The 23,575-nt window shown below is 70.2% G+C and carries 23 protein-coding genes; 2 read left to right on the top strand and 21 right to left on the bottom strand.

Annotated features, from left to right (window positions below; genetic code table 11):
- Window positions 1-238: 238 nt before the first annotated feature.
- The 16 genes from dprA to proS all read right to left on the bottom strand — a co-directional run bounded on the left by dprA (window position 239) and on the right by proS (window position 13,235).
- On the bottom strand, window positions 239-1,399 hold the full coding sequence (gene dprA, locus ACSMXV_RS29810; protein WP_473174252.1) for a DNA-processing protein DprA: 1,161 nt from the start codon (window positions 1,397-1,399) through the stop codon (window positions 239-241).
- Window positions 1,396-3,021: a YifB family Mg chelatase-like AAA ATPase gene (locus ACSMXV_RS29805; protein ID WP_473174251.1), complete on the bottom strand. Its 1,626-nt coding sequence runs from the start codon at window positions 3,019-3,021 to the stop codon at window positions 1,396-1,398. The genes dprA and ACSMXV_RS29805 overlap by 4 nt, the downstream gene beginning before the upstream one ends.
- Window positions 3,021-3,383: a YraN family protein gene (locus ACSMXV_RS29800; protein WP_473174250.1), complete on the bottom strand. Its 363-nt coding sequence runs from the start codon at window positions 3,381-3,383 to the stop codon at window positions 3,021-3,023. The genes ACSMXV_RS29805 and ACSMXV_RS29800 overlap by 1 nt, the downstream gene beginning before the upstream one ends.
- 88 nt (window positions 3,384-3,471) lie before the next feature.
- The gene (locus tag ACSMXV_RS29795; RefSeq protein WP_003965949.1) at window positions 3,472-3,780 is read right to left on the bottom strand and encodes a DUF2469 domain-containing protein; all 309 of its coding nucleotides are present in this window, start codon (window positions 3,778-3,780) and stop codon (window positions 3,472-3,474) included.
- Between the two features lie 55 nt (window positions 3,781-3,835).
- Complete coding sequence (locus ACSMXV_RS29790; protein ID WP_473174249.1) at window positions 3,836-4,318, bottom strand: NUDIX hydrolase; 483 nt, start codon at window positions 4,316-4,318, stop codon at window positions 3,836-3,838.
- A 145-nt stretch (window positions 4,319-4,463) separates the two neighbouring features.
- Window positions 4,464-5,219: a signal peptidase I gene (lepB, locus tag ACSMXV_RS29785; RefSeq protein WP_473174248.1), complete on the bottom strand. Its 756-nt coding sequence runs from the start codon at window positions 5,217-5,219 to the stop codon at window positions 4,464-4,466.
- Between the two features lie 81 nt (window positions 5,220-5,300).
- Entirely contained in the window at window positions 5,301-6,296 is a 996-nt protein-coding gene (gene lepB, locus ACSMXV_RS29780) for a signal peptidase I (protein WP_473174247.1), read from the bottom strand.
- Entirely contained in the window at window positions 6,190-7,263 is a 1,074-nt protein-coding gene (gene lepB / locus ACSMXV_RS29775) for a signal peptidase I (protein WP_473174246.1), read from the bottom strand. The genes lepB (ACSMXV_RS29780) and lepB (ACSMXV_RS29775) overlap by 107 nt, the downstream gene beginning before the upstream one ends.
- The gene (gene lepB / locus ACSMXV_RS29770) at window positions 7,256-8,029 is read right to left on the bottom strand and encodes a signal peptidase I (protein ID WP_473174245.1); all 774 of its coding nucleotides are present in this window, start codon (window positions 8,027-8,029) and stop codon (window positions 7,256-7,258) included. The genes lepB (ACSMXV_RS29775) and lepB (ACSMXV_RS29770) overlap by 8 nt, the downstream gene beginning before the upstream one ends.
- Before the next feature lie 59 nt (window positions 8,030-8,088).
- Window positions 8,089-8,439 carry a 50S ribosomal protein L19 gene (rplS, locus tag ACSMXV_RS29765; RefSeq protein WP_069778487.1) on the bottom strand — a complete coding sequence of 117 codons (351 nt, stop codon included), beginning with the start codon at window positions 8,437-8,439 and terminating at the stop codon, window positions 8,089-8,091.
- Window positions 8,440-8,576: 137 nt separating this feature from the next.
- Complete coding sequence (gene trmD / locus ACSMXV_RS29760) at window positions 8,577-9,398, bottom strand: tRNA (guanosine(37)-N1)-methyltransferase TrmD (RefSeq protein WP_473174244.1); 822 nt, start codon at window positions 9,396-9,398, stop codon at window positions 8,577-8,579.
- Complete coding sequence (gene rimM / locus ACSMXV_RS29755; RefSeq protein ID WP_181866555.1) at window positions 9,398-9,952, bottom strand: ribosome maturation factor RimM; 555 nt, start codon at window positions 9,950-9,952, stop codon at window positions 9,398-9,400. The genes trmD and rimM overlap by 1 nt, the downstream gene beginning before the upstream one ends.
- 111 nt (window positions 9,953-10,063) lie before the next feature.
- Complete coding sequence (locus ACSMXV_RS29750) at window positions 10,064-10,303, bottom strand: RNA-binding protein (protein ID WP_029385578.1); 240 nt, start codon at window positions 10,301-10,303, stop codon at window positions 10,064-10,066.
- Window positions 10,304-10,305: 2 nt separating this feature from the next.
- Window positions 10,306-10,725 (bottom strand): 30S ribosomal protein S16, encoded by a 420-nt coding sequence (gene rpsP / locus ACSMXV_RS29745; RefSeq protein ID WP_473174243.1) that lies wholly within the window; start codon window positions 10,723-10,725, stop codon window positions 10,306-10,308.
- Between the two features lie 237 nt (window positions 10,726-10,962).
- Window positions 10,963-11,559, bottom strand: coding sequence for a hypothetical protein (locus ACSMXV_RS29740; protein ID WP_181655704.1), 597 nt, complete (start codon window positions 11,557-11,559; stop codon window positions 10,963-10,965).
- A 260-nt stretch (window positions 11,560-11,819) separates the two neighbouring features.
- Window positions 11,820-13,235 carry a proline--tRNA ligase gene (gene proS, locus ACSMXV_RS29735; RefSeq protein ID WP_473174242.1) on the bottom strand — a complete coding sequence of 472 codons (1,416 nt, stop codon included), beginning with the start codon at window positions 13,233-13,235 and terminating at the stop codon, window positions 11,820-11,822.
- 208 nt (window positions 13,236-13,443) lie between these two features.
- On the opposite strand from proS, the gene ACSMXV_RS29730 reads away from it, so the two are divergent.
- On the top strand, window positions 13,444-14,307 hold the full coding sequence (locus ACSMXV_RS29730) for an SAM-dependent methyltransferase (protein ID WP_473174241.1): 864 nt from the start codon (window positions 13,444-13,446) through the stop codon (window positions 14,305-14,307).
- Between the two features lie 136 nt (window positions 14,308-14,443).
- On the opposite strand, the gene ffh is transcribed toward ACSMXV_RS29730, so the two are convergent.
- The 5 genes from ffh to nsdA all read right to left on the bottom strand — a co-directional run bounded on the left by ffh (window position 14,444) and on the right by nsdA (window position 22,411).
- Window positions 14,444-16,000 (bottom strand): signal recognition particle protein, encoded by a 1,557-nt coding sequence (ffh, locus tag ACSMXV_RS29725; RefSeq protein WP_473174240.1) that lies wholly within the window; start codon window positions 15,998-16,000, stop codon window positions 14,444-14,446.
- A gap of 292 nt (window positions 16,001-16,292) precedes the next feature.
- Window positions 16,293-18,779, bottom strand: coding sequence for a [protein-PII] uridylyltransferase (locus tag ACSMXV_RS29720; RefSeq protein WP_473174239.1), 2,487 nt, complete (start codon window positions 18,777-18,779; stop codon window positions 16,293-16,295).
- Window positions 18,780-18,803: 24 nt separating this feature from the next.
- Window positions 18,804-19,142 carry a P-II family nitrogen regulator gene (locus tag ACSMXV_RS29715; protein ID WP_030231663.1) on the bottom strand — a complete coding sequence of 113 codons (339 nt, stop codon included), beginning with the start codon at window positions 19,140-19,142 and terminating at the stop codon, window positions 18,804-18,806.
- Window positions 19,139-20,485 (bottom strand): ammonium transporter, encoded by a 1,347-nt coding sequence (locus ACSMXV_RS29710; RefSeq protein WP_473174238.1) that lies wholly within the window; start codon window positions 20,483-20,485, stop codon window positions 19,139-19,141. Before ACSMXV_RS29710 ends, ACSMXV_RS29715 begins: the two co-directional genes overlap by 4 nt.
- A 435-nt stretch (window positions 20,486-20,920) precedes the next feature.
- Window positions 20,921-22,411, bottom strand: a complete 1,491-nt coding sequence (gene nsdA, locus ACSMXV_RS29705) for a transcriptional repressor NsdA (RefSeq protein WP_473174237.1) — start codon at window positions 22,409-22,411, stop codon at window positions 20,921-20,923.
- Window positions 22,412-22,854: 443 nt separating this feature from the next.
- Between nsdA and ACSMXV_RS29700 the strand changes: the two genes are divergently transcribed.
- The gene (locus ACSMXV_RS29700) at window positions 22,855-23,517 is read left to right on the top strand and encodes a bifunctional DNA primase/polymerase (protein WP_473174236.1); all 663 of its coding nucleotides are present in this window, start codon (window positions 22,855-22,857) and stop codon (window positions 23,515-23,517) included.
- Window positions 23,518-23,575: the final 58 nt, after the last annotated feature.

Raw genomic sequence — 23,575 nt, 5'->3', positions numbered from 1 at the left:
GTGCCGGCCCGATTCTCAAGTGACCGCGTGAATCGGAGTCCTGAGCCGGAATCCTCGTGAGCGTAGCGTGACTGGGGTGTCGCGGTGCGCGAAGGCCGACAGATCACCCGTGTGAAGATACGTTCCGCCGGACGCCCCGCCGGGTCACGCCCGTCGCCGTGCGTGACCGTGGGGGAGCTCCAACTGCGGTAACTGCCAAGGGCGTCGGGCCGACACCAGGCGAGCAGGGCACGCTCCGTCACAAGGAACCGTGATTCGGAGGGACCGACACGAGCGCCTGGCGTGTCAACTGCCAGCCATCGCCGTGTCGTTCGACGAACCCCAGTGACCTGAGTTCGTACAACCTGGCGACTGCGTCATCCACGCTCGTACCCGCGCCACGGGCGACGTCGCCCACTGCGGCGGCCTGACCGGCAGGGAGCGCGGACAGCACCCGCGCGGCGCCAGGGTCGAGCAGGTCGCGCGGCAACACCGGTCCACGCCGCTCCGGAGCGAGCTCACCGATGTCCCCGACCAGCTCGATCACTTCCGCGGCGTCCGTGACGAGGACCGCCTCCCCGCGGAGCAGTTCATGCACCCCGGAGGAGAGCCCGCTGGTGGCGGGACCCGGCACCCCCATCGTCGGGCGCCCCATGCGCTGCGCACTGCGCGCCGTGACGAGCGCACCGCTGCGATACGCCGCCTCGACGACGACGGTGCCCGTGGTGAGCGCGGCGATCACCCTGTTGCGGAGGATGAATCTGCTGGGCGTCGGATGGTCGCCTGGTGGCAACTCGCCCACGACCAGTCCCTGTTCCACGATGCGCCCGATCAACTGGGTGTGCCCCCGTGGATAGGGCCGGTCAACGCCGCACGCCAGCACCGCGACGGTCGCACCGCCGGCCCCGAGCGCCCCGCGGTGGGCAGCGCCGTCCACCCCGTAGGCACCACCGGACACTACGACCCAGCCGCGCTCGGCGAGACCCGCGCTCAGGGCGGCGGCCATGTGCGCGCCGTACTCGGTGCAGGCTCGCGCTCCGACGACCGCGACCGAGCGCAGTGCCCATATCCGCAGCGAGGGCCGCCCGCGCACCCAGAGCCCGACCGGTCGCGTGTCCCCCAGGTCCTCCAGTTGCGCCGGCCACTCCACGTCCCCCGGGCATACGAACCGTGCGCCCACGTCCCGCGCCACGGCCAGGTCCTGCTCGGGCCGTGCATGGGCGGCCCTCGCCCGCAGCCCTGCCCAGCGCCTCGGGGACACACCGGGCAACGGCTCTTCGCCCTCGACGATGCGCCGCGCCACGTGCACGGCCCCGAACTCCCGCAGCCATCTGCCCCCGGCCTCGTCCCCCGGCTCGATGATCCGGCTCAGGGTGACTCTCGCCAGCCGCTCCTCGTCCGTCGCGCCGCCGCCGCTCATCGCGGGGTGCCGATCGCCATCGGTACCCCGCGCTGAATCCCTGTGCGCAGCTGCAGTGCCAGGGCCACGTCGCCGGCATCGGGACGGTCGTGCCCAGCCAGGTCAGCGACGGTCCAGGCGACGCGCAGGACGCGGTCCAGGCCGCGTGCTGTCAGCAGCCCGCGCTCGAGATCGCGCTCGGCCCCGGCCATCGCGCCCGGTAGGGCCCGCCACTTGCTGCGCAACTCGTGCCCGGGCACCTCGCCGTTCGTTCGCCAGGGAGTGCCCGCCAGTCTCGCGGCCGAGCGCTCTCGCGCCACGCGCACCCGCTCGGCGACGGTGCGGGTCGATTCGCCCCCTGCACCGCTTGCCGTCAGCTCGGAGCGGGTGACGCGCTCGACCTCCACCCGGAGATCGACCCGGTCGAGCAGCGGGCCGGAGAGCCTGGCCTGATAGCGGCGGATGACCGAGGGCGGGCAGTCGCACCCCTCACCCGCCACCGTGTATCTGCCGCAGGGGCAGGGGTTGGCGGCCAGCACCATCAGGAACCTGGCGGGCAGCCGCACCACGCCCGCGCTGCGCGCGATCACCACGTGGCCCGATTCGAGCGGCTGGCGCAGGGCGTCCAGGGCGTGGCTGCTGAATTCGGGGGCTTCGTCCAGGAACAGCACTCCGCGATGAGCGAGCGACACGGCCCCCGGCCGCGCCACTCCCTGGCCGCCGCCGACGAGTGACTGCATGGTCGCCGAGTGGTGCGGGGAGCAGTAAGGCGGGCTGTCCACCAGCGGCTTGCCGGGAGGCAGCATGCCGGCCACCGAGTGGACCGCCGTCACCTCCAGGGACTCCTCCCTGGTCAGCCGAGGCAGGATGGCCGGCATGCGTTCGGCCAGCATCGTCTTTCCGGCTCCCGGGGGCCCTTGCAGGAATACGTGGTGCCCGCCAGCGGCGGCGACTTCCATCGCCGTACGCGCCGCCGACTGTCCGACGACATCGGCGAGATCGTGACCGTGCTCCTGATCAACGGTGCCGATGCTGCTCAGGCCCGTGCCCAGGCCCGCCCCGGGCATGCAGAGGCCGGCGAGCAGCGGATCGGGGCGCCCCTCCTCCTCCGGCTCCTCCTCCGGCACCGGCTCGTCCGTCAGTACCGCGATCAGCTGCCGCAGGCTCCGGACGCCCAGCACGGACACGCCGGGGACCAGCGTGGCCTCCGCCGCCGTGCACTCCGGGACCACCACCTGTTCGTAGCCCGCGTCGGCCGCCGCCAGCACGGCCGGCAGGACTCCCCGAACCGGCCGGACCCGTCCGTCAAGACCCAGCTCCCCGATCATGACGACGTCGGACAGCACTCGTGGGTCGATCCGCTCGGCCGCCCCCAGGACAGCGCATGCGACGGCCAGATCGAAGCCGCTGCCGCCCTTGGGGACCGACGCCGGGCTCAGGCCGACCGTGAGCTTCTTCTGCGGCCACTCCGCGCCCGAATTGACCACCGCGGCCCTGACCCTGTCCCGGCTCTCCGAGAGACTCTTGTCGGGAAGGCCCACCAACGTGAACGCGGCGACGCCCGGTTCCAGATCGGCCTGCACCTCGACGACCACGCCCTCGACGCCCACCAGCGCCACCGAGCACGTACGCGCGAATCCCATCAGGCCGCCCCCCGCACATGCTCGACCACGGCCGCACCGCGGCCGGGCAGCACCACGCCCACGAGATCGATGCGCACGCCTCCGGGCGGCGCACCCCCGTGCGCCTGGATCCATCGCTCCGCGAGCCCGCGCAGCCGCTCTGCCTTCACCGGTGTGACGGCGGCCATCGGATGCTCGAAACACCCTGCTCGGCGGGTTTTCACCTCGCAGACGACCAGGACGTCACCGTCCCTGGCCACGATGTCGATCTCGCCCGTCCTGCCGCAGCGCCAGTTGCGCTCCAGGACCGTCATCCCGGCCTCGGACAACCGCCGTGCTGCCAGATTCTCGCCGTACTTGCCGAGTGCGCTCCGTGCGTTCATGTCGGCACCACCTCCGGCGCCAACCGTCACGCATCCGCCGCCACCTATTGGATCTTGGTGGACAACCCGGCGGTTGTGGATAACTCCGTCACCCGCCCGGGAGCTCCAGGTCGCTCTTGTTCAGCTCCTCGATGTTCACGTCCTTGAACGTGAGTACCCGTACCTGCTTGACGAAGCGGGCAGGACGGTACATGTCCCACACCCAGGCGTCCGCCATGGACACCTCGAAGAACACCTCGCCCTGGACCGAGTGCACCTGCATCTCGTAGTCGTTGGTGAGGTAGAAGCGCCGTTCGGTCTCGATCACGTATTTGAACAGACCGACGACATCGCGGTACTCCCGGTAGAGCTTCAGCTCCATCTCGGTCTCGTACTTCTCGAGGTCCTCGGCGCTCATGGCATGTTCCCCTTCAGCCGTGCGTCCCCCTATTGTCCACCAGCCCCGCGGGCCCCTAGACGATTTCGGTGTCCAGAACCTCGGGCCGGTCAGGAGGACCCTCGTCGAGCAGTCTGCGGAACAGCTCGGCGAGTTTGGTCGGATACACCGTCTCATGTGCCTCGGTCAGTTCCTGGCACGTCCACCAACGGGCTCCGGCAACACTGCGCCGCTCCAGCTCAGTGAGCCCGGTCGCCGCGGTCGCCGTCTGCGTCGTACGACCCAGGTAGTACCACTCGTCCTGGTTCCAGCGCTGCCCGGCGAAGGGGAAGGAGCAGGTCCGCTGCCACAGCACCGGCCCCAGCGCGACCTCCGTGATGCCAGTCTCCTCCGCGAGCTCGCGCAGTGCCGCCTGCTCGCGGGTCTCGTCGCCCTCCACCCCGCCGCCGGGTGTGAACCACCAGTCGTCCGCCGGATCACCCGGCTCGTGACCGTGCAGCAGAAGGATCCGCCCCTGCGGGTCGAGCAGCACGACGCGCGCCACTTTCCGCCACGACATGGGCTCCCCCGGCGCTCCTCTTTCGGCACCCGGCTCGCTGACACCGCCACCAGCCACCGCACCGGGCTCGAACACGCCGTTCACTTGCCCCGGCTCGAACGCCCCGCTGCCGTCTGGCCCAGTGCCGCCCGACCCGGCCCTCACCTCAGCGGACACGCACAGGCTCCCTCCGCCCGGCGCCACTGCGGCCACGGCTGCGCCCCAGGCGGGCGGCCACCGGACCGTACGCGGCCCCGCCAAGGACGAGCACGGCCCCCGCTGCCACGGCGGCGAGCATGAGCCGCAGCGGTCCCGGCTGTGAGATGCCGCCGGGCAGCGCCTCGAAGCCCGTGGGCCGGATGAGCATGCCGTCGAGCGGCCAGGCCACAGCGTCGACGCGGGCCGCCACCGCGCTGCGCGGCACGGAGCCATTGCCCACCTCCTGGAGGTGGGCGGTCGAGTCCAGCGAGCCGCTGCGCTCGTCGCCCAGCAGGAAGAGCCGCCCCTTGGGCACCGTGGTGGCCGGGATGCCGGTTGCTTCCGCCTCCGTGCCCTTGGCGAGATACGGCTCGTCGATCTCCTTGCCGTTGACCGTCAGCTTCCCGTCGGTGCAGCAGGCGATCTTGTCGCCGCCCACGGCCACCACACGCTTGACCATGGGCAGGTCGCCCCAGGAGGCCTGGCTGAAGACGACGACGTCGCCCCGCTGCACCTGGCTGCCGTCGATGCGCTGCGCCAGCACGCGGTCGCCCGCGCTGATCGTGGGGGACATCGAGTCGGTCGGCACGGTGTACGGCTGGTACACGATGGCGCCCCAGACGAACCCTCCGAGGAAGAGCACACAGCCGAGGGCCACGGCCAGCCCTGACAGCACGCTGCCGAGCCGGCCGGGCCCCTCGCCTGTACGACTTGTCCTGCTCATCCCAGTGCTCTCCCACGTCGGAGACTCGACCTCGCGGCATGTCGTCCGGGCCGCGGAAGATCGGTGATCTGGGACGGCACCCTACCCGGCGGTACCCACTCCAGAAACCCCGGAGTTACCGGAGGCAACCCGCCTCCGCCGCCACATCACGACCGGCACGGCGCCCGCCAGCCCCAGAGCCCCGGGAGCCGCACCCAGGGCAGCGTTGATACCCGGCTGGTCGAAGGTGTCGGGAACCGGCAGCGTGGCCCAGCGGGTGGGCGGCCAGGCGACCACGACGGCGCGGCCCACGACGTTGTCCACGGGGACGGCTCCGCCGTTGGAGTCGTTCTGGTGGTACCGGGAATCCAGCGAGTTCTGCCGGTGGTCACCCATGACCCAGATTTTGCCCTTGGGTACCGTGATCTTGAACTGGCCGCCCTGGTCGTCCATGCTGCACGGGGTGTTCGTGGGGTAGATGTAGGGCTCGTTCAGCACCTTGCCGTTGACCCTGAGCGGGCCCGTGCCCTTGCACTCGACGGTGTCGCCGCCCACCGCGACGACCCGCTTGATGAGGTCCTTCTCCTCCGCGGACGGCATCAGACCGATCCAGCCGAGGAACTTCTGCACCGGGTTCGGCGTGGGGGTCGGCTCGCCCGCCAGCCAGTTGTCCGGGTCATGGAAGACGACGACCTCACCGCGCTCCGGCTCCGAACCGAACCATGGGGTCAGCTTGTCGACCAGCACCCGGTCGCCCCGCTGCAGCGTGTCCTGCATGGAGTCCGAGGGGATCGAGAACGCCTGCACCAGGAAGGTCTTGATCAGCAGCGCGAGGAGCAGCGCGATACCGATGAGGAGCGGGAGCTCCTTCCAGAAGGAACGCGGCTTCTTCGGCTGCCCACCGTGCCTGCCCGAGCCGCCGGGACGACCGCCGCCCCCGCCGGCGCCACCGTCTCCGCCATCACCGTCACCAGTGCCGCCGCTTCCGGTCTCATGCCCGGGGATCACGCCGTCTGCCGCACCCGGCCGGCCGGGACGCCCTGGCTGGTCCTCCGGGCCGTCGTGTCCGGACCGTGCGCCGACCGCCAAATCCCCCACATCCACTCCTCACTCCGTGCCGCAGCCCACGTCCCGTACGGCGCAGGCCCACCACTCCCATAACGAGCGGGAGTTCCGCAGGGCTCGGGAGCGGGATCAATCCGTTGAGATCCGCGGACGCCAGCCTATGCGACGGCCCGAGCGCGGTGGTCGTTCCGCCGCCCGCGTCGGGCACGGACGCGTACGTCTCCGGCTCTTCCAGTCTGCGCCAGTGGTTCACGGGCCACGCGATGACGAGCGCGCGGCCGACGACCTCGTCCTCCGAGACGGTGCCGCTGAAGCGCTCGTGCCGGTGGTAGCGGGAGTCCGCGGAGTTCGCCCGGTGGTCGCCCATCACCCAGAGGCGCCCCTGAGGGACGCGCACCTCGAACTCCAGCACCGACGGCTTGTTGCCGGGGTGGATGTACGGCTCGTTCAGCGGGACCCCGTTGACGGTGACCCGCCCCTGCTCGTCGCAGCACTTCACCGTGTCGCCGCCGACTGCGACGACACGCTTGATCAGGTCCCGTTCGTCGTCGGATGGCAGCAGGCCGATGAAGGTCAGCCCCTGCTTGACCTGCTTGACCCCCACGGGATCGTTCGTCTGCTGGCTCTGCTCCTGCTCGAGCCACTTCGCGGGGTCCTTGAAGACGACGACGTCGCCGCGCTCCGGCTTCGCACCGAACCACGGGGTCAGCTTGTCGACGAGAACCCGGTCACCGATCTTGATGGTCTGCTCCATGGAGCCCGACGGGATCACGAAGGCCTGCACGAGGAAGGTCTTCAGGACGAGGGCTATCAGCAGGGCGACACCTACGAGAAGAGGGATCTCCTTCAGCGCGGAGCGCTGTCGGCGCCGCTTGACCTTGCGGGCGAGCCTGCGCCGTTCGGCGCGGCCCGGCAGTACGGGGCCGCTGGTGGGCCGGGACCCGGTGGGCAGCCTGGTGTCGGCGCGATGGCTGGCGCGCGGGCGTCCGCGGCTACCCATGCGCACCGCCGGAGGCGGGCACGCGCGCGAAGACGTCCGGACGCTGGAGGGAGGTCCAGTGGTCGACGGGCCAGCCGATCCAGTCAGCTCTTCCGATCACGTCGTCGACGGGGACCATGCCACCGCCGGGCGATCCGAGGTGGTCGCGGGAGTCGCTCGAGTCGCTGCGGTGGTCGCCGAGCACGAAAAGTCTGCCGTCGGGCACGACGACGTCAAATGTGACCTGCGAGGGGGTGTCTCCCGGGTAGAGGTACGTCTCGTCCACCGACCGGTCGTTCACCTCGATCCTCCCCTGCCTGTCGCAGCAGACCACATGGTCTCCCCCTATGCCCACGACTCGCTTGATGTAGTCGGCGTCGCCGAAGTAACCGGTGCCGTCGAAGACCACGACGTCACCACGGAGCGGCTCAGAACCGAAACGGTACGCCAACTTGTTCACGAGTACGCGGTCCCCCACCTGGAACGCGGGTTCCATGGAGCTGCTGGGGATCTGGAACGGCTGCATCACAAACCGGCTGAACAGCAGCAGAAACACCAGGCAGAGCAGCGCGGTCATGGTGAGTCGTCCGCCGGGCAGCCACTGCGTGATTCCGGCCCCCGGCGCAGTGGGGGCCGACGCGGCGGGTGCCGACATGGTGGGTGCCGACATGGTGGCCCCCAACGCAGAACGCGACCGTTCCTCCGGCCCCTCCGGATCCGAGATCTCCTCGGACTGGGAAGGGCGGGAGGAGCGGTCGCGCTCCGTCGGCTGTTCTGCGGTGTCCATCGGGGCCAGATGGTATCCGGCCCCGCTGTGACGCCCGTTTACGCCTTGTTCGCGGGAGCTCAGCTCTCGCGCTTCTCCTTGATCTTCGCCGCCTTGCCGCGCAGGTCGCGCAGGTAGTACAGCTTGGCGCGGCGCACGTCACCGCGGGTGACGAGCTCGATCTTCTCGACGATCGGGGTGTGCACCGGGAAAGTGCGCTCGACGCCGACAGAGAAGGAGACCTTGCGGACCGTGAAGGTCTCACGGACACCGGAGCCCTGGCGACGGATCACAACGCCCTTGAACTGCTGCACACGGGAGCGGTTGCCCTCGATGACGCGCACGTGGACGTTGACGGTGTCACCCGGGCGGAAGGCCGGGATGTCGCTGCGCAGCGACGCGCTGTCGACGGAGTCGAGCAGGTGAGACATGATCGTCTGCTTTCTTCGCTGATGCCACAGGTCATCAACGGGATATCGAAGTGGGAGTGCGAGTGCCGTGGTCGTCGGGGGCGGGCGTCGTGTCCCCCTGTGGCAGGGGCGCACGCCGGACGACGCACAACAGCGGTCTATTCTTCCACGGCCTCTGGCCTGCGCCAAAATCGGCCGTCCGGCCCGGGCGCCCAGCCCAGGATGGAGAGCATTTCGCGGTCCTTCTTGTCGAAGGCCGACGGCTCGCAGCGCTCGATCAGGTCGGGCCGGTTGCGCGTCGTACGACGCAGTGCCTCGTCCCTGCGCCAGCGGGCGATCTTGCCGTGGTGGCCGCTGAGCAGCACGTCCGGGATGCCGCGGCCGCGCCACTGGGGCGGCTTGGTGTAGACGGGCCCCTCCAGGAGGTTGGCCATGGCGCCGGGCGCGAAGGAGTCGTCGCGGTGGGACTCGGCGTTGCCGAGGACGCCGGGCAGCAGCCGGGCCACGGCCTCCGTGATGACCAGGACGGCCGCCTCGCCGCCGGCCAGCACGTAGTCGCCGATGGACACCTCGTAGACGGGTATCCGGGTCGCGTACTCGTCGACGACGCGGCGGTCGATGCCCTCGTACCGGGCAGGCGTGAAGATCAGCCAGGGCCGCTCGGAGAGCTCGACGGCGAGTTCCTGGGTGAAGGGGCGCCCGCTGGGCGTGGGGACGACCAGGACGGGGCCGTGGGAGCCGGTCTCGTATCCCTCGGCCGTGATGTCGTCGAGTGCGTCGCCCCAGGGCTCGGTCTTCATGACCATGCCCGGGCCGCCGCCGTACGGGGTGTCGTCCACCGTGTTGTGCCGGTCATACGTCCAGGTACGCAGATCATGCACGTGCACGTTCAGCTGGCCACGCGCGCGTGCCTTGCCGACGAGGGAGACGTTCAGCGGTTCCAGGTACTCGGGGAAGATCGTGACGACGTCGAGCCGCATTACGCCTCTTCTCGAGAATCGTCTCGCGAGGACGCGATCTCGGCCCGGTCGTCGATCAGGCCGGGCGGCGGGTCGATGACCGCGCGCTGTTCCTCGAGGTCGATCTCGGTGACGATCTCCTCGACGAACGGCACGTAGACCTCGCTGCCGTCCGGGCGCTCCACGACGAAGAGGTCCTGCGAGGGCAGGTGCGAGATCTCGGTGATCCGGCCGACCTCCACGCCGTCCTTGGTGACCACGTCCAGATCGATCAGCTGGTGGTCGTAGTACTCGTCCTCACCCTCGGGCAGTTCCTCCGGGTCGACCTCGGCGATCAGGAGCGTGTTGCGCAGCGCCTCGGCGGCGTTGCGGTCGTTCACGCCCTCGAAGCGCAGCAGGAGGCGGCCGCTGTGGACGCGGCCCGTCTCGATGGTCAGCGGGCCGGTGGCGGCCGGGTCGGTGGCCAGGACGGCGCCGGGCGCGAGCCGCAGTTCCGGCTCGTCGGTACGTACCTCGACGGTGACCTCGCCCTTGATGCCGTGGGCGCGGCCGATCCGTGCGACTACCAGCTGCACTGTGCTTGATCTCCTGTCGGAACGACTGCGAGCCTTCAGGCGGCTCGTACGACTACGGGCCGGGGACGGCCCAGTGGCCCTCCCCGGCCCGAGCCGGTGCTGCGTTGTGCGTCAGCGGACGTTGTCGACGTCGACCAGGTCGACGCGGACGCCGCGGCCGCCGATGGCGCCCACGACGGTGCGCAGGGCGCGCGCGGTGCGGCCGTTGCGACCGATCACCTTGCCGAGGTCGTCGGGGTGGACCCGGACCTCGAGCACGCGCCCGCGACGCAGGTTGCGCGAGGCCACCTGCACATCGTCAGGGTTGTCGACGATGCCCTTCACGAGGTGCTCGAGAGCCTCCTCGAGCATGCTCAGGCCTCGGTCGACTCGGACTCGGCCGGGGCCTCGTCCTTCTTCTCAGCCTTCTTCTTCTGGGTGATCGCCTCACCCTTGGCCTCGTCCTCGCCGCCCAGGGCGTCGAAGGAGGGGCGCGTGGCCTTCGGCTCGGCAACGAGCAGCGGGGCCGGGGCGGGCTCGCCCTTGAACTTCTGCCAGTCGCCGGTCTTCTTGAGAATGGCCAGAACAGGCTCGGTCGGCTGCGCGCCGACACCCAGCCAGTACGCCACGCGCTCGGCGTCGACCTCGATGCGCGACGGGTTCTGCACCGGGTGGTACAGACCGATCTCCTCGATGGCCCGGCCGTCACGGCGGGTACGGGAGTCGGCGACGACGATGCGGTAGTGAGGCGAACGGATCTTGCCCAGACGCTTCAGCTTGATCTTGACTGCCACGGGAGTGGTGTCTCCTGGTCTTGACGTGGTTGGGCACAACGAGATGCCGCGTGGGGTTGCGGTACCCGATGGCCCGATGGACGCGTCAGCCGGAGGAGAGAGGGGTCCTGTGCGACTGTCGAGTACAGCTAGCCATTGTGCCATACGCCAAGGACACGGCCGAACCCGGACCGGCGCCGTCGTCAAGGCAGCCCGCATGGCGCCCCGTCCCGGCGCCGTGCGGGCTCCTGGAGCGGTTCAGCTCGCAACCGCGGCGACCGCTTCGGGGATACGGAAGGGCTTGCCGCAGCCCCCGCAGACGATCGGCGCCTGAGCGAGGACGGACGGGACGACCCGCACATTGCGCCCGCAGTCGCACACCGCCTTGACGCGGACGCCGCCCCCGGAGGAGCCGTGCCGGGCGGCCGGGCCCCGGAAGCTGCGCGCCGTGTCGCCCGCGGTCGCGGCGGAGTGCGCCTTGAGGGCGCGCTGCAGCCGCTCGATCGTGGGGCGGTAGCGCTTCTTCGCCTCGGGGTTGAGCGTGACCAGCGAGAAACCGCTGCTGGGGTGCGGCTCGTCCGGGTGGTCCAGGCCCATCTCCTCGGCGATCGCGAGGAATCTGCGGTTGTGGTACCGGCCGGCGCGCGAGGTGTCGCGGATTCCGCGTGCGGCGGCGATGCCGTGGACTGCCTCATGGAGCAGTCGCTCGAAGGAGAGCTCGTGCCCGCAGGCGGACGACGACTCCCCGATCAGGGATTCGGGCTCGGCGAGGTCCGGCAGCTCGGGGTGGTGCCGCTGAATGTCGGCCCACGCCTGTGCCAGCTCTGCGGCGAGAACAGGTGGTGTCGTGCTCACGTCGTGAGAACGAGCCGGGGTGCCTCAGTGTTCCTATTCCGGGGCATCCCAAATAATTTGCACGTACCCGTCAGTTGCCGCTCATGCGTCCTGACGAGGGCGGGTGCGCTGATCTGCGGAGAAGCCTCACAGCTCACGCCAAGGTGGTACGTAGTGGCGCGTACGCCCCGGCGCGTAGCCGGTGTCGGCGCGCCGGGGTAGCAGTTGCCTCGCGATGCGCAAGTGACGTTTCGGTCGCTGTTGCGCGCTGCTGTGGGGGTTCAGTATGCCCGCGCCACGATCGCGACGGTACCGGGGGCATCATCCGCTTCCGGCACCGCCCCGTCCTCGGTGACCAGACACCGTACGGTCACCCCCTGCGCGGCGAGTTCGGCCTCGCCGGCCTCGCCGAGGGCGGCCCAGGGGATACGCGCCCAGCCGCCGGCGGCAGCGACCTCGACCGCATCCCCGACGCCGGCCACCTCGCTGGTACGGGACGTGCGCCACTCTCGCGACTGCTGCAGCAGCAGCGTCTGGTCCGCCTCGAGGACCTCGGGCACCAGCGCCGCGAGCGAGTCGAGCGCGACCGGTTCCTTGCCTCCGGGGATGCGCCGGGCCAGCAGCGCGGTGCCGTTCTCCAGATCGCGCGGGCCGATCTCGATGCGGACCGGAACGCCCTTGAGCTCCCAGTCGACGGCACGGCGGCCGAACGGGGTGTCGGTGCGGTCGTCCACCTGGACGCGTACGCCCGCGGCCGTCAGCCGGTCGCCGATCTCACGCACCTTGGCCAGAACTGCCTGATCGTCCTTCACGGCCAGGACGACGGCCTGGACAGGCGCGAGCCGCGGCGGCACCCGCAGACCGTCGTCGTCGCCGTGCGCCATGATCAGGCCGCCGACCATACGGGTCGACGAGCCCCAGGACGTCTGCCAGACGAGCTCCTGCGTGCCGTCCCTCGACAGGTACCGGGTGTTGAAGGCGCGCGCGAAGTTCTGGCCGAGCTCGTGGCTCGTGCCCATCTGCAGCGCCTTGCCGTCGCCCGTCATGGCTTCGAGGGTGAGGGTGTTGACGGCGCCCGCGAAGCGCTCGCTCGGTGTCTTGCGGCCGAGGACGACGTCGATGCCCAGGACGTTCACCATGAAGTCCGCGTACACGTTCCGGTGGATGTGCGCCGCGTAGTCCCGGGCCTCCTCGCACGTGGCATGGGCGGTGTGCCCCTCCTGCCAGAGGAACTCCGTCGTTCGCAGGAAGACCCGCGGTCGCATCTCCCAGCGGACCACGTTCGCCCACTGGTTGATCAGCAGCGGCAGATCACGGTAGCTCTGCACCCACTTCGAGAAGGAGGCGTTGATGATCGTCTCGGAGGTGGGGCGTACGACGACCGGCTCCTCGAGCTCCTTGCCTCCGCCGTGCGTGACGACGGCCAGTTCGGGGGCGAAGCCCTCGACGTGCTCGGCCTCCTTGGTCAGATAGGACTGGGGGATGAAGAGCGGGAAGTAGGCGTTGGAGGCGCCCGCCGCCTTGATCCGGGCGTCCAGCTCCTGCTGCATCCGCTCCCACAGCCCGTACCCGTACGGCCGGATCACCATGGTTCCCCGCACCGGGCCGTTGTCGGCGAGCTCGGCCTTGTTGATCAGATCCTGGTACCAGCGCGGGAAATCATCCGCGCGCGGCGTGAGAACAAGTGCCTTGGCCATGGCGCGAATGGTACGACTCGGACACTCACGAGCAGCAATCCGACGGCGCACGGGGGCGCACGACGGTGGCACGCAAGCATTGGCCCGTAACCCCTGGACGCCGCGGCGGAAGCGGAGTTCTCTGGCATACGGGGGGATGCGGGTGCACTGCATGGGGGGGCGCAGGAGCACGTCAAGGCAGTAACTCTCGTCAGATTGGGGCCAATTGATGACACCTACGCTCGTGCGGCAAAATCAGCCCCACTCGGAATCGACGCCCCATGTGGACCTGCTGTGTGCACGCGCGCGTGACTGGGCGGAGATCCAGGAGCGGATGCTGGTTCCGCTCTACGAAGCGGTGTACGAGCGACTCGAGATCGGCTCGGAGACCCGCCTGCTCGGCCTCGGCTGCGGGTCGGGACTCGCCCTTCTGATGGCCGCGCGGCGGGGAGCGTCCGTCACCGGTGTCGATCCCTCGTCTCCCGAGCGACTGGTCCTCGCCAGGGAGCGGCTGCTGTCCGACGCTGCGCCGGGCACGCGCGCGTGTGTCGACGCCCGGCTGATCGACGGAGGTCCCGCGGACGCGGCCGTCCCGGCCGGGTCCGCCTACAACCTCATCACCGCGTTCCAGCCGATCGGCTGCATGGCGGGAGACTCCGAAGGCCTCGGTGGGCTGCTGGCGGCCGCGGCTCCTCTCGCCCAGCGCGGCACCCGGGTCGTGCTCGCGGGATGGGGTCCCCCGGAGCGCTGCGCCACGTCCTCCGTGCTGCGCGTCGCGACCAAGCTGGCGGATCCGCTGCGCAGCACGGGCAGTTGGCGCCCCGCTCTTCGGGACGATCTGGAGGAGGTCGCCCAGCGCGCGGGGCTGAGGCCCGACGGTTCCGGACGGGTGGCCTGCCCCTTCGGATACGCGGACATGGACAGCGCTGTGCGCGGTCTGCTGTCCACGGGGCTGTTCGACGCGGCGGCCGCTGCGACGGACCAGGCGCAGGTCGACAAGGAGCTGAGGGAAGCACTGCATCCGCATCAGCGGGCGGACGGCACCGTGTGGATGCCGAACATCTTCCGGTACCTCGTCGCCCGTACGGCCTAGAAGGCGACAGCGCGCGGACGGTTCCCGCGCCAACGCGTAACGCCAACGTGTAAGGGGCGTCCGCCATTGCGGACGCCCCTTACGAGGTTCGGGCTCCCGGGTGGGACTCCGGGGTCTCGTTCCCGACAGGCGGGCCTCAGCCCATGAACTTCTTGAACTCGTCCGGCAGCTCGAAGTCCTGGGCACCCTGCTGACCGCCGGGCAGGCCGAAGGCGTTGCCCTGAGTCGCCGCCTGCTCGCGTCGCGCGGCCGCGTCCAGCTCCTGCTGCTTGCGCTTCATCGGGTTGCCGGAGCGCTGCTTGCCCTTGGCCTGCTTCTGCTTCTTCTTCTGGCGACCCGGGCCACCGCCCATGCCCGGCATCCCGGGCATACCCGGCATGCCGCCGCCCTGGGCCATCCGCGACATCATCTTGCGGGCCTCGAAGAACCTTTCGACGAGATTCTTGACCGCGCTGACGTCGACACCGGAACCCTTGGCGATACGGGCGCGCCGCGAGCCGTTGATGATCGTCGGGTCCTGCCGCTCGCCCGGCGTCATCGACTTGATGATCGCGGCGGTGCGGTCCACGTCCCGCTCGTCGAGGTTGTTGATCTGGTCCTTGATCTGCCCCATGCCGGGGAGCATCCCGAGCAGCTTGCTGATGCTGCCCATCTTCCTGACCTGCTCCATCTGCGCCAGGAAGTCGTCGAGCGTGAAGTCCTTGCCCTTGGCGGACGCCAGCTTGGAGGCCATCTTCTCGGCCTCTTGCTGCGAGAAGGTCTGCTCGGCCTTCTCGATCAGCGTGAGCATGTCGCCCATGCCGAGGATGCGGGACGCCATCCGGTCCGGGTGGAACGCGTCGAAGTCGTCCAGCTTCTCGCCGTTGGAGGCGAACATGATCTGGCGGCCGGTGACGTGCGCGATCGACAGGGCCGCACCACCGCGGGCGTCACCGTCGAGCTTGGAGAGCACCACGCCGTCGAAGCCGACGCCGTCCCGAAAGGCCTCCGCGGTGTTGACCGCGTCCTGACCGATCATCGCGTCGACGACGAACAGGACCTCGTCCGGCGAGACCGCGTCACGGATGTCCGCGGCCTGCTGCATCATCTCCTGGTCGATACCGAGGCGGCCGGCGGTGTCGACGATGACCACGTCGTACTGCTTGGTGCGCGCGTGCTCGATGGAGTCCTTCGCGACCTGGACCGGGTCGCCGACGCCGTTGCCCGGCTCCGGGGCGTAGATGCCGACACCGGCGCGCTCGGCGACGACCGCGAGCTGGTTGACGGCGTTCGGGCGCTGCAGGTCGCAGGCCACGAGCAGCGGCGTGTGACCCTGCCCCTTCAGCCAGCTGCCGAGCTTTCCGGCGAGCGTCGTCTTACCGGCACCCTGCAGACCCGCGAGCATGATCACGGTCGGCGGCTGCTTGGCGAACCGCAGACGGCGGGTCTCGCCGCCGAGGATGCCGATCAGCTCCTCGTTGACGATCTTGATGACCTGCTGCGCGGGATTCAGGGCCTGGGAGACCTCGGCGCCGGCGGCACGCTCCTTGACCTGCTTGATGAAGGAGCGAACGACGGGCAGGGCCACGTCCGCCTCGAGCAGCGCGATACGGATTTCGCGCGCCGTGGCATCGATATCCGCCTCACTGAGGCGCCCCTTGCCGCGGAGGTTCTTGAAAGTCGCTGCGAGGCGATCGGAAAGAGTATCGAACACGGCGGTCGCGGATCCTCGGGTCGGGTGCGGGAGCAGGTCGCCCTCCAGGGTATCCGCCCCGGCAAGCTGGTCACCCTCGCCTGTCGTCAATATGCAGTGAGATGCCCGGATGGCCGGGCGAGACGGCCCCGCCACCGGGGTATGTCAGTCACATCGGCACGCGCCTGTCCCTCCGGCGCTTCCTTTGCCACTGAGACACACCCTGTCACTGGGCACTTACGGTGCCGTCACTTGGCACATCTCTGTCGCGGTCATGTCCGGCACCGAGGCACGCCCGGCACCGGGCACGTCCTCACCCCCGCAGCATCTCCTCCAGAGCCCTGGCCAACGAAGCGGCCTCCTCCCCCGGCAGCGGTGCCCCCTCGGGCCCGGTGACATAGAAGGCGTCCACGGCGTTGGCGCCGAGCGTGCTGACGTGCGCGCTGCGCACCCGCACGCCGGCTTCCTCCAGAGCGCGCCCGATGCGGTGCAGCAGCCCGGGCGCGTCCTGGGCCCGCACCTCGATGACGGTCGCGAGCCGCGACGCCGCCGGGGCGACCGTGACCCGGGGCGGAGGCGCCACCGTGCCGCGCCGCCGCGGATAGGCGGCGTCACGTTCGGCGAGGCGGGCCGGGATGTCGAGGGACCCGTCGAGCGCGCGCACCAGGTCGGCTCGCAGGCGGGCGGCCTGCGGCAGCGAGCCGTACTCGGCGGCCACGCGCCAGTCGAGCAGCAGCACAGAGTCGTACGACTCGTCGTTCACCCCGTCGGGCAGAGGCAGCGCCCGCAGTTCGGCGGTGCGCACGGTCAGCCGGTGCATCGCCAGCACACCCGCCACGGCGGGCAGCACTCCGGATTGGTCGGGGACCGCGATGAGCAGTTCCACGCCCAGCGGCTCCGGATCGGCTGAGGGCTTCTCGGCGTCGGGGGCGTCGGAGGTCTCGAGCTGCGGCTCGGTCTGGGCGCGCAGGGCCAGTACGGGGCCGCCGGTGCGGAACGCCTCGATGGCGAGTCGTTCCTGCTCCGCCGTGGGCGCTTCCGGCTCCGGCTCCTCGGGCGCGGCACCGGCGAGCACGGCCGCGACGCGCTTGACGAGGTCGGCCACCAGCGAGCCGCGCCATGATGACCAGGCTGCGGGCCCGGTGGCCAGCGCGTCGGCCTCGGTGAGCGCGTGCAGCAGTTCGAGTGTGGTCCCCGAGCCGACCGCCTCGGCGACGGACCGGACGGTCGCCGGGTCCTCCAGGTCACGCCGGGTCGCGGTCTCGATGAGCAGCAGGTGGTGGCGTACCAGCGTGGCGAGTACGGCGACGTCCGCGCGGTCGAAGCCGATGCGCGCGGCCACGTCGCGAGCGATGATCTCGCCGGCCACCGAGTGGTCGCCCGGCCAGCCCTTGCCGATGTCATGCAGCAGCGCGGCGACCAGCAGGAGGTCGGGGCGCCCGACGCGGCGGGTCAGCGCGGAGGCGCGCACGGCCGTCTCGACCAGGTGCCGGTCGACGGTCCAGGTGTGCACAGGGTTGCGCTGCGGGCGGCAGCGCACCCGCTCCCAGTCGGGCAGCAGCCGTGTGATCAGGCCTTCGGCCTCCAGGGCCTCCCACACCTCGACGGTGGGCCGTCCGGCGCCGAGCAGGGTCACGAGCTGCTCGCGCGCCTCGGCGGGCCAGGGCGTGGACAGCGGCCGGGCGGCGGCCGCCAGCCGCCGTACCGCGTGCAGGGACATCGGGAGCCCCGCCTGTGCGGCCGCCGCGGCGGCGCGCAAGGGGAGCACGGGGTCGCGTTCGGGGCGCGCGGTACGGGCGAGCACGACCTCGCCGTCCTGCTCGACGACACCGTCGGCGAGCGGAGACCTCTCGGGCGTCGGCTTGCTGCCGCCGCCGAGCATGGCCCGCAGCCGGGGTCGGGCGCCGCGCGAGCGCAGCACACGTCCCACCTCGCGCCATGTGACGTCACTTGCATACGAAACGGTGCGTGCCGATTCGTACACCTGGCGGAGCAATGTGTCGGCGTCCAGGAGGCCGAGTTCGGCGGCGACCTGGTCCTGCTCCTGGAGGGAGAGGCGGTCGGCGGCGCGTCCGGTGGTCAGGTGCAGGGCGTCGCGTACGTCCAGGAGGCGGCGACGGGCGTCGGCGAGCCCTTCGCGCGGGGCGTCGGCGAGCCAGGAGGCGGCGACGGCGCGCAGGGCGGTGGCGTCGCGCAGTCCGCCTCGGGCCTCCTTGAGGTCCGGTTCGAGGAGGTACTGGAGCTCGCCCTGGCGCTCTGCGCGTTCGGCGCACAGCTCCTGGAGTTCGGGGAGGCGCTTGGGTGCCTGGTTGCGCCAGTCGGCGAGGACGGCGGTGCGCAGGCCCGCGGTGAGGCCCAGGTCGCCCGCGATGTGGCGCGCGTCGAGCAGTCCGAGCTGGACCTTGAGGTCCTCACCTGCGGTCTTGCGTGCCTCGCTGGGCGTACGGACCGAGTGGTCGAGGGCGAGGCCCAGGTCCCACACGGGGTACCAGATGCGGTCTGCGAGGGAGGCCACCGCACCCGCGTCGGCGTTGCCGTCGTGCAGGAGCAGCAGGTCCAGATCACTGCGCGGGGAGAGTTCGCCGCGCCCGTAGCCGCCGACCGCGATGAGGGAGGCGCCCTTCACGTCCGCCGCGGCCGCCGTGAACAGGCCGCTCAGCCAGTCGTCGGTGAGGTCGGCCAGGGCGGTACGGCGCGGCGGCCCGGACTGCGACTCCTCCTGGAGGAGTCGCAGCCGGGCCGCCGCATAGCCGCTGGGTCCCGAGTCTTCCGCTTCCGTCTTCACGTCCACACTCGTCACCCAGCGACTCCTGTTCTTCGTCGGTCAGAGCGCGTCGGGACCGCGCTCGCCCGTCCGCACCCGTACGGCCGTCTCGACCGGGATGCTCCAGACCTTGCCATCACCGATCTTGCCGGTGCGAGCGGCCTTCACGACGACGTCGATCAGCTGCTCTGCGTCGTCGTCCTCGACGAGCACCTCGATGCGGATCTTGGGAACCAGGTCGACCGTGTACTCGGCGCCGCGGTACACCTCGGTGTGCCCACGCTGACGACCGTAGCCGCTGGCCTCGGTGACCGTCAGCCCGTGGACCCCGAAGGCCTGGAGGGCTTCCTTGATCTCGTCGAGCCGGTGGGGCTTGACGACTGCCGTGATGAGCTTCATGCGTCCACCTTCTTGGTCTCCGGCGCTGCCTGGGCCGGGGCGGGCGCCGCCGTGCGAGAGGCCGCGCCGCCGCCGGCGCCGCTGAAGTCGTACGCGGTCTCGGCGTGCTCGACCTGGTCGATGCCGGCCACCTCTTCGTCCTCGCTGACCCGCATTCCGATCGTCTTGTCGATGAGGAAGGCGAGGACCGCGGAGGCGATGAGCGAGTACGCGAGGACCGCACCGACACCGGCGAGCTGCTTCCACAGCTGGGCGAGGCCACCACCGTAGAAGAGACCCGCGACGTCGGACTGGCCGCCGCCCGTGGCGAAGAAGCCGATGAGGACCGAGCCGACCACACCGCCGACGAGGTGGACACCCACGACGTCGAGCGAGTCGTCGTAGCCGAACTTGTACTTCAGGCCGACGGCCATGGCGCAGAGCAGACCGGCGATGGCACCGATGGCGATGGCACCGAGCGGGGAGCAGGAACCACCGGACGGAGTGATCGCGACGAGACCCGCGACCGCACCGGAGGCGGCACCCAGCGTGGTGAACGCACCATGGCGGATCTTCTCGTAGATCAGCCAGGCGAGCATCGCGGCGGCGGTGGCGACCTGCGTGTTGATGAACATCAGCGCGCCGACGCCGTCGTCGTTGCCCAGCCACGAGCCGGCATTGAATCCGAACCAGCCGAACCACAGCAGACCGGCGCCGAGCATGACCAGGGGCAGGCTGTGCGGCCGCATCGGGTCCTTCTTGAAGCCGACGCGCTTGCCGATTACCAGGATCACGCCGAGCGCGGCCGCACCGGCGTTGATGTGGACCGCCGTACCACCGGCGAAGTCGATGACGCCGAGCTCGAAGGCCCAGCCGCCGGTGCCCCACACCCAGTGCGCGACCGGGAAGTAGACGACCGTGGCCCACAGCGCGACGAACAGCGCCCAGGCGGAGAACTTCACACGGTCCGCGAGCGCACCGCTGATCAGCGCGGGCGTGATGATGGCGAACATCAGCTGGAAGACGGCGAAGACATAGATCGGAATCGTGTAGCCGTCCCAGAGCTGGGTGAGGCCGATTCCGCTGAGTCCGACGTAGTCGGAGGACCAGCCGATGACGCCGCCGGAGTCGGTGCCGAAGGCCATCGAGAAGCCGTACAGCACCCACAGGATGGTGACGATGCCCAGGCTGATGAAGCTCATCATCAGCATGTTCAGGGTGCTCTTGACGCGGACCATTCCTCCGTAGAAGAAGGCCAGGCCCGGTGTCATGAGCATCACCAGGGCAGAACAGATAAGCATGAATCCGGTGTTGGCGGCAGACAGCGTTGGAGCGTCTGCGGCAAGCGTGATGCCTGGAGGCATCGGCGTCTCCTCGTCGTAGTACGGCCCCGTGCGGGCGAAGCCTGAGCGGTTAGAGAGGTGGGCCGGTTATGCGCCAGAGGTTTTCGCAGCGCCGTTTCGACGGAAGCCCCTCGATGTTTCGCAGCAGTGACGAAGAGGGCGTGGGTGTTACGGATACATGAACTGCCGGATCGGGGGCCGCCCGATCGTTATCGTGGCGCAACCTTCCGGGAGAAGCCGCAAAACTCGCCTGCACGGCGGCAGCCATCGAGGGAGAAACCCCTACGGTGCCCAGCCAGGTCCGCGAGTGGGGATACCCCTGGACGGAGCCTGGGGAGGCGCCGGGGCGCAAGGAACAGCCCGACCGCGGCGCGGCTGTCCCGGGGACCTGGCGTGGGGGTGCCGAGTCGGGCAGTTCGGGACGGCCGGCCGCGGCCGGGGTCTTCTGGGCGACCTCTAGACGGCCTCCGCTGTCTCGGGTGTCTCGGGCAGATGGACGGCGAGTTGCTCTGTCAGATGAACGACCTCGGCAACGTCCCCGAAGTCGCGCACTGCCGTGTCCACGGTCTTCCGGATGCGGGTGTTCACCCGCTCCGAGCGGACCTTCTTGGCGATGGTCATGGCCTTCTCGGCCAGGACAGCGCTCTGCTCGGGCTCCCTGCGCAGCAGGTGCACCGTGGCCATGCCGACGAGGTTCAGTGCGTACGACCGCTGGTGCTCGGCGTCCTCGCTGAACAGCTCGACGGCCTTGGCCATGACGGGTTCGGCGAGCGAGGCGTAGGCGGGGCTGCGGCCTGCCACATAGGCGAGGTCCCGGTACGAATGGGCGTTCTCGCCGTTGAGCTCGGCCTCGGAGAAGAAGCGGATCCAGTCGGGCTCCGGCTCGTCGAACTCCTCGACGTCGGCGAAGGTGTCCTCGGCCATCCGGACGGCGCGCTTGCACTTGCCCGGTTGGCCCATGTTCGCGTAGGCGCGCGCCTCCATCGCATACAGCATCGCCTGGGTGCGCGGTGACGCACAGTCACGACTTCCGTACTGAGCGAGATGGATGAGCTCCAGGGCGTCTTCCGGCCTGCCGAGATGGATCATCTGGCGGCTCATGCTGGAGAGGACGAACGATCCGAAGGGCTTGTCGCCCGCTTCCTTGGCGGCGTGCAGAGCGAGGACGAAGTACTTCTGCGCGGTCGGCTGCAGGCCCACGTCGTAGCTCATCCAGCCGGCCAGCTCGGCGAGCTCGGCGGCGACCTTGAACAGCCGCTTGTTGGTCGCGGCGGGCTGGGGTTCCTGGAGCAGATCCGTCACCTCGTGCAGCTGACCGACGACCGCCTTGCGGCGCAGACCGCCGCCGCACTGGGCGTCCCACTGGCGGAACATCACCGTGGTGGACTCCAGGAGGTCGAGCTCCGGTCCGGAGAGCCGGTTGCCGCGGCGCGCAGTCGACGCCGACAGCGCTTCGGGCTCGCCTTGCTGCATGCCGGGCGTGGGCACCAGCCAGCGCTGCAGCGGCTCGATGAGGGCGGGGCCCGCGGAGAGGGCCAGCGAGGTCCCGAGGAAGCCGCGCCGCGCCAGCATCAGGTCGCTGCGCGAGAACTCGCTGATCAACGCCACAGTCCCCGGGCCCGTCCAGGGAAGGTCCACGCCGGACGCGGAGGGCGACTGGTGCGCGGCGCGCAGGCCCAGGTCCTCGACGGCGACGACACAGCCGAAGCGCTCAGAGAAGAGCTCGGAGAGGATGCGCGGGATCGGCTCGCGCGGATTCTCGCCGTCCAGCCAGCGACGCACCCGCGAGGTGTCGGTGGAGATGTGGTTGGCGCCCAGCTGGCGGGCCCGGCGGTTCACTTGGCGCGCCAGCTCGCCCTTGGACCAGCCACTGCGCACAAACCATGAGCTGAGCAGCTCGTTGGGGCGCTTCTCAGCGTTCGCACCGGTTCCACCGTTGCCACCCACTGGAACGCCCCCATCCTTCAAGCCACTTGTCTCCGCGGGAATGCCGCAAGCCCCCAGGATGCCGCGTCTTGCGGTCCTACGTCCGGTGGTTGTCACCCTCCGTACGGGACCGACTTGCCTTTGGCATACCCACGAGCGCACACATCTCCAGGACTCGTGCACTCAAAGTAATCCTACGATCACCCCTGCGGCGAGGCCGTTCCAGGAATCGCCACCATTCGCCACCCCTTCGAATGAACTCCGGGGCGGTGACAGACGGTTGACTTGACACTGGCGAGCGGAAACGGCGGAGCGATGCATGCCGGGGCGCACAAGACCAGGCGCACCACCCGCCGTACAGCCGGACGCCGTCACGACCGGTGAGTCGCGGCAGGGCGAGAACAGAGAGTGACGACGGACGACTGTTTCGTAACCACCGGCCGACCGGACCCGTTGGAGGGGGCATGGGCTTCACAATCGGCAGCAGCCGGGGGATGCGCGAGATCCGGCCCGGCTCACGGCGTCGCGGCCGGGCCTCCGAGTGCACTGCGGTGGCGGAGTTCACCGGCCTCTGGGGATGGGAGGTCGCCCCGGGGGCGCGAGCCGTCGGCGGGGCCTGTTCATGCGGCAGGGCCGACTGCCCGGCTCCCGGTGCCCACCCCCTGGACTTCGCGCCCGCCGTCCGGGCGGGCGCCACACTCGACGAGGTCACGAAGGCCTGGGGCGAGTTCCCCGGCGCCGCGATCATGCTCCCGGTGGGGCGCGCCTTCGACGTGATCGAGGTGAGCGAGGCCGCGGGCCGGTGCGCGCTGGTACGGCTGGAGCGCATGGGCCTTCCGGTGGGGCCGGTGACGGCGACGCCGGACGGCCGGGCGCACTTCTTCGTCGCCCCTGGTGCCGCAGCGGAGCTCCCGGCGCTTCTCTACCGGATGGGCTGGGACGACGCCACGCTCGATCTGCACGGACTGGGCCCCGGTGACCACATCACGGCCCCGCCGTCCGACCGCGGCGGCCTCGGCCCGGTCCGCTGGCTGCGCTCCCCCGCCCTCGACGCGCCCACCGGTCCGCCGCAGGCGCGCCTGCTGCTGGGGACCCTGGCCTACGTGGCACACCGCATGTGCGCCTGAGGCACAGACGAGGGGCTCACCGCGATTCAGTACTGCGGTGAGCCCCTCGTCTGCGTAC

Source organism: Streptomyces sp. DSM 42067 (genome assembly GCF_055792885.1).
The sequence above is the reverse complement of the archived record's forward strand: the minus strand, read 5'-3'. Positions and strand labels throughout refer to the sequence as shown.

Coding starts and splice junctions, on each gene's coding strand:
- ACSMXV_RS29805 (WP_473174251.1), bottom strand. CDS start 3,021: ATGGGATTCGCGCGTACGTGCTCGGTGGCGCTGGTGGGCGTCGAGGGC.
- ACSMXV_RS29730 (WP_473174241.1), top strand. CDS start 13,444: ATGACACCTACGCTCGTGCGGCAAAATCAGCCCCACTCGGAATCGACG.
- lepB (WP_473174248.1), bottom strand. CDS start 5,219: ATGAGCAGGACAAGTCGTACAGGCGAGGGGCCCGGCCGGCTCGGCAGC.
- ACSMXV_RS29790 (WP_473174249.1), bottom strand. CDS start 4,318: ATGTCGTGGCGGAAAGTGGCGCGCGTCGTGCTGCTCGACCCGCAGGGG.
- ACSMXV_RS29795 (WP_003965949.1), bottom strand. CDS start 3,780: ATGAGCGCCGAGGACCTCGAGAAGTACGAGACCGAGATGGAGCTGAAG.
- ACSMXV_RS29800 (WP_473174250.1), bottom strand. CDS start 3,383: ATGAACGCACGGAGCGCACTCGGCAAGTACGGCGAGAATCTGGCAGCA.
- ACSMXV_RS29715 (WP_030231663.1), bottom strand. CDS start 19,142: ATGAAGCTCATCACGGCAGTCGTCAAGCCCCACCGGCTCGACGAGATC.
- dprA (WP_473174252.1), bottom strand. CDS start 1,399: ATGAGCGGCGGCGGCGCGACGGACGAGGAGCGGCTGGCGAGAGTCACC.
- proS (WP_473174242.1), bottom strand. CDS start 13,235: ATGGCCAAGGCACTTGTTCTCACGCCGCGCGCGGATGATTTCCCGCGC.
- trmD (WP_473174244.1), bottom strand. CDS start 9,398: ATGCGGCTCGACGTCGTCACGATCTTCCCCGAGTACCTGGAACCGCTG.
- rplS (WP_069778487.1), bottom strand. CDS start 8,439: ATGTCTCACCTGCTCGACTCCGTCGACAGCGCGTCGCTGCGCAGCGAC.
- ACSMXV_RS29710 (WP_473174238.1), bottom strand. CDS start 20,485: ATGCCTCCAGGCATCACGCTTGCCGCAGACGCTCCAACGCTGTCTGCC.
- ACSMXV_RS29700 (WP_473174236.1), top strand. CDS start 22,855: ATGGGCTTCACAATCGGCAGCAGCCGGGGGATGCGCGAGATCCGGCCC.
- lepB (WP_473174245.1), bottom strand. CDS start 8,029: ATGGACACCGCAGAACAGCCGACGGAGCGCGACCGCTCCTCCCGCCCT.
- lepB (WP_473174246.1), bottom strand. CDS start 7,263: ATGGGTAGCCGCGGACGCCCGCGCGCCAGCCATCGCGCCGACACCAGG.
- ACSMXV_RS29750 (WP_029385578.1), bottom strand. CDS start 10,303: ATGCTCGAGGAGGCTCTCGAGCACCTCGTGAAGGGCATCGTCGACAAC.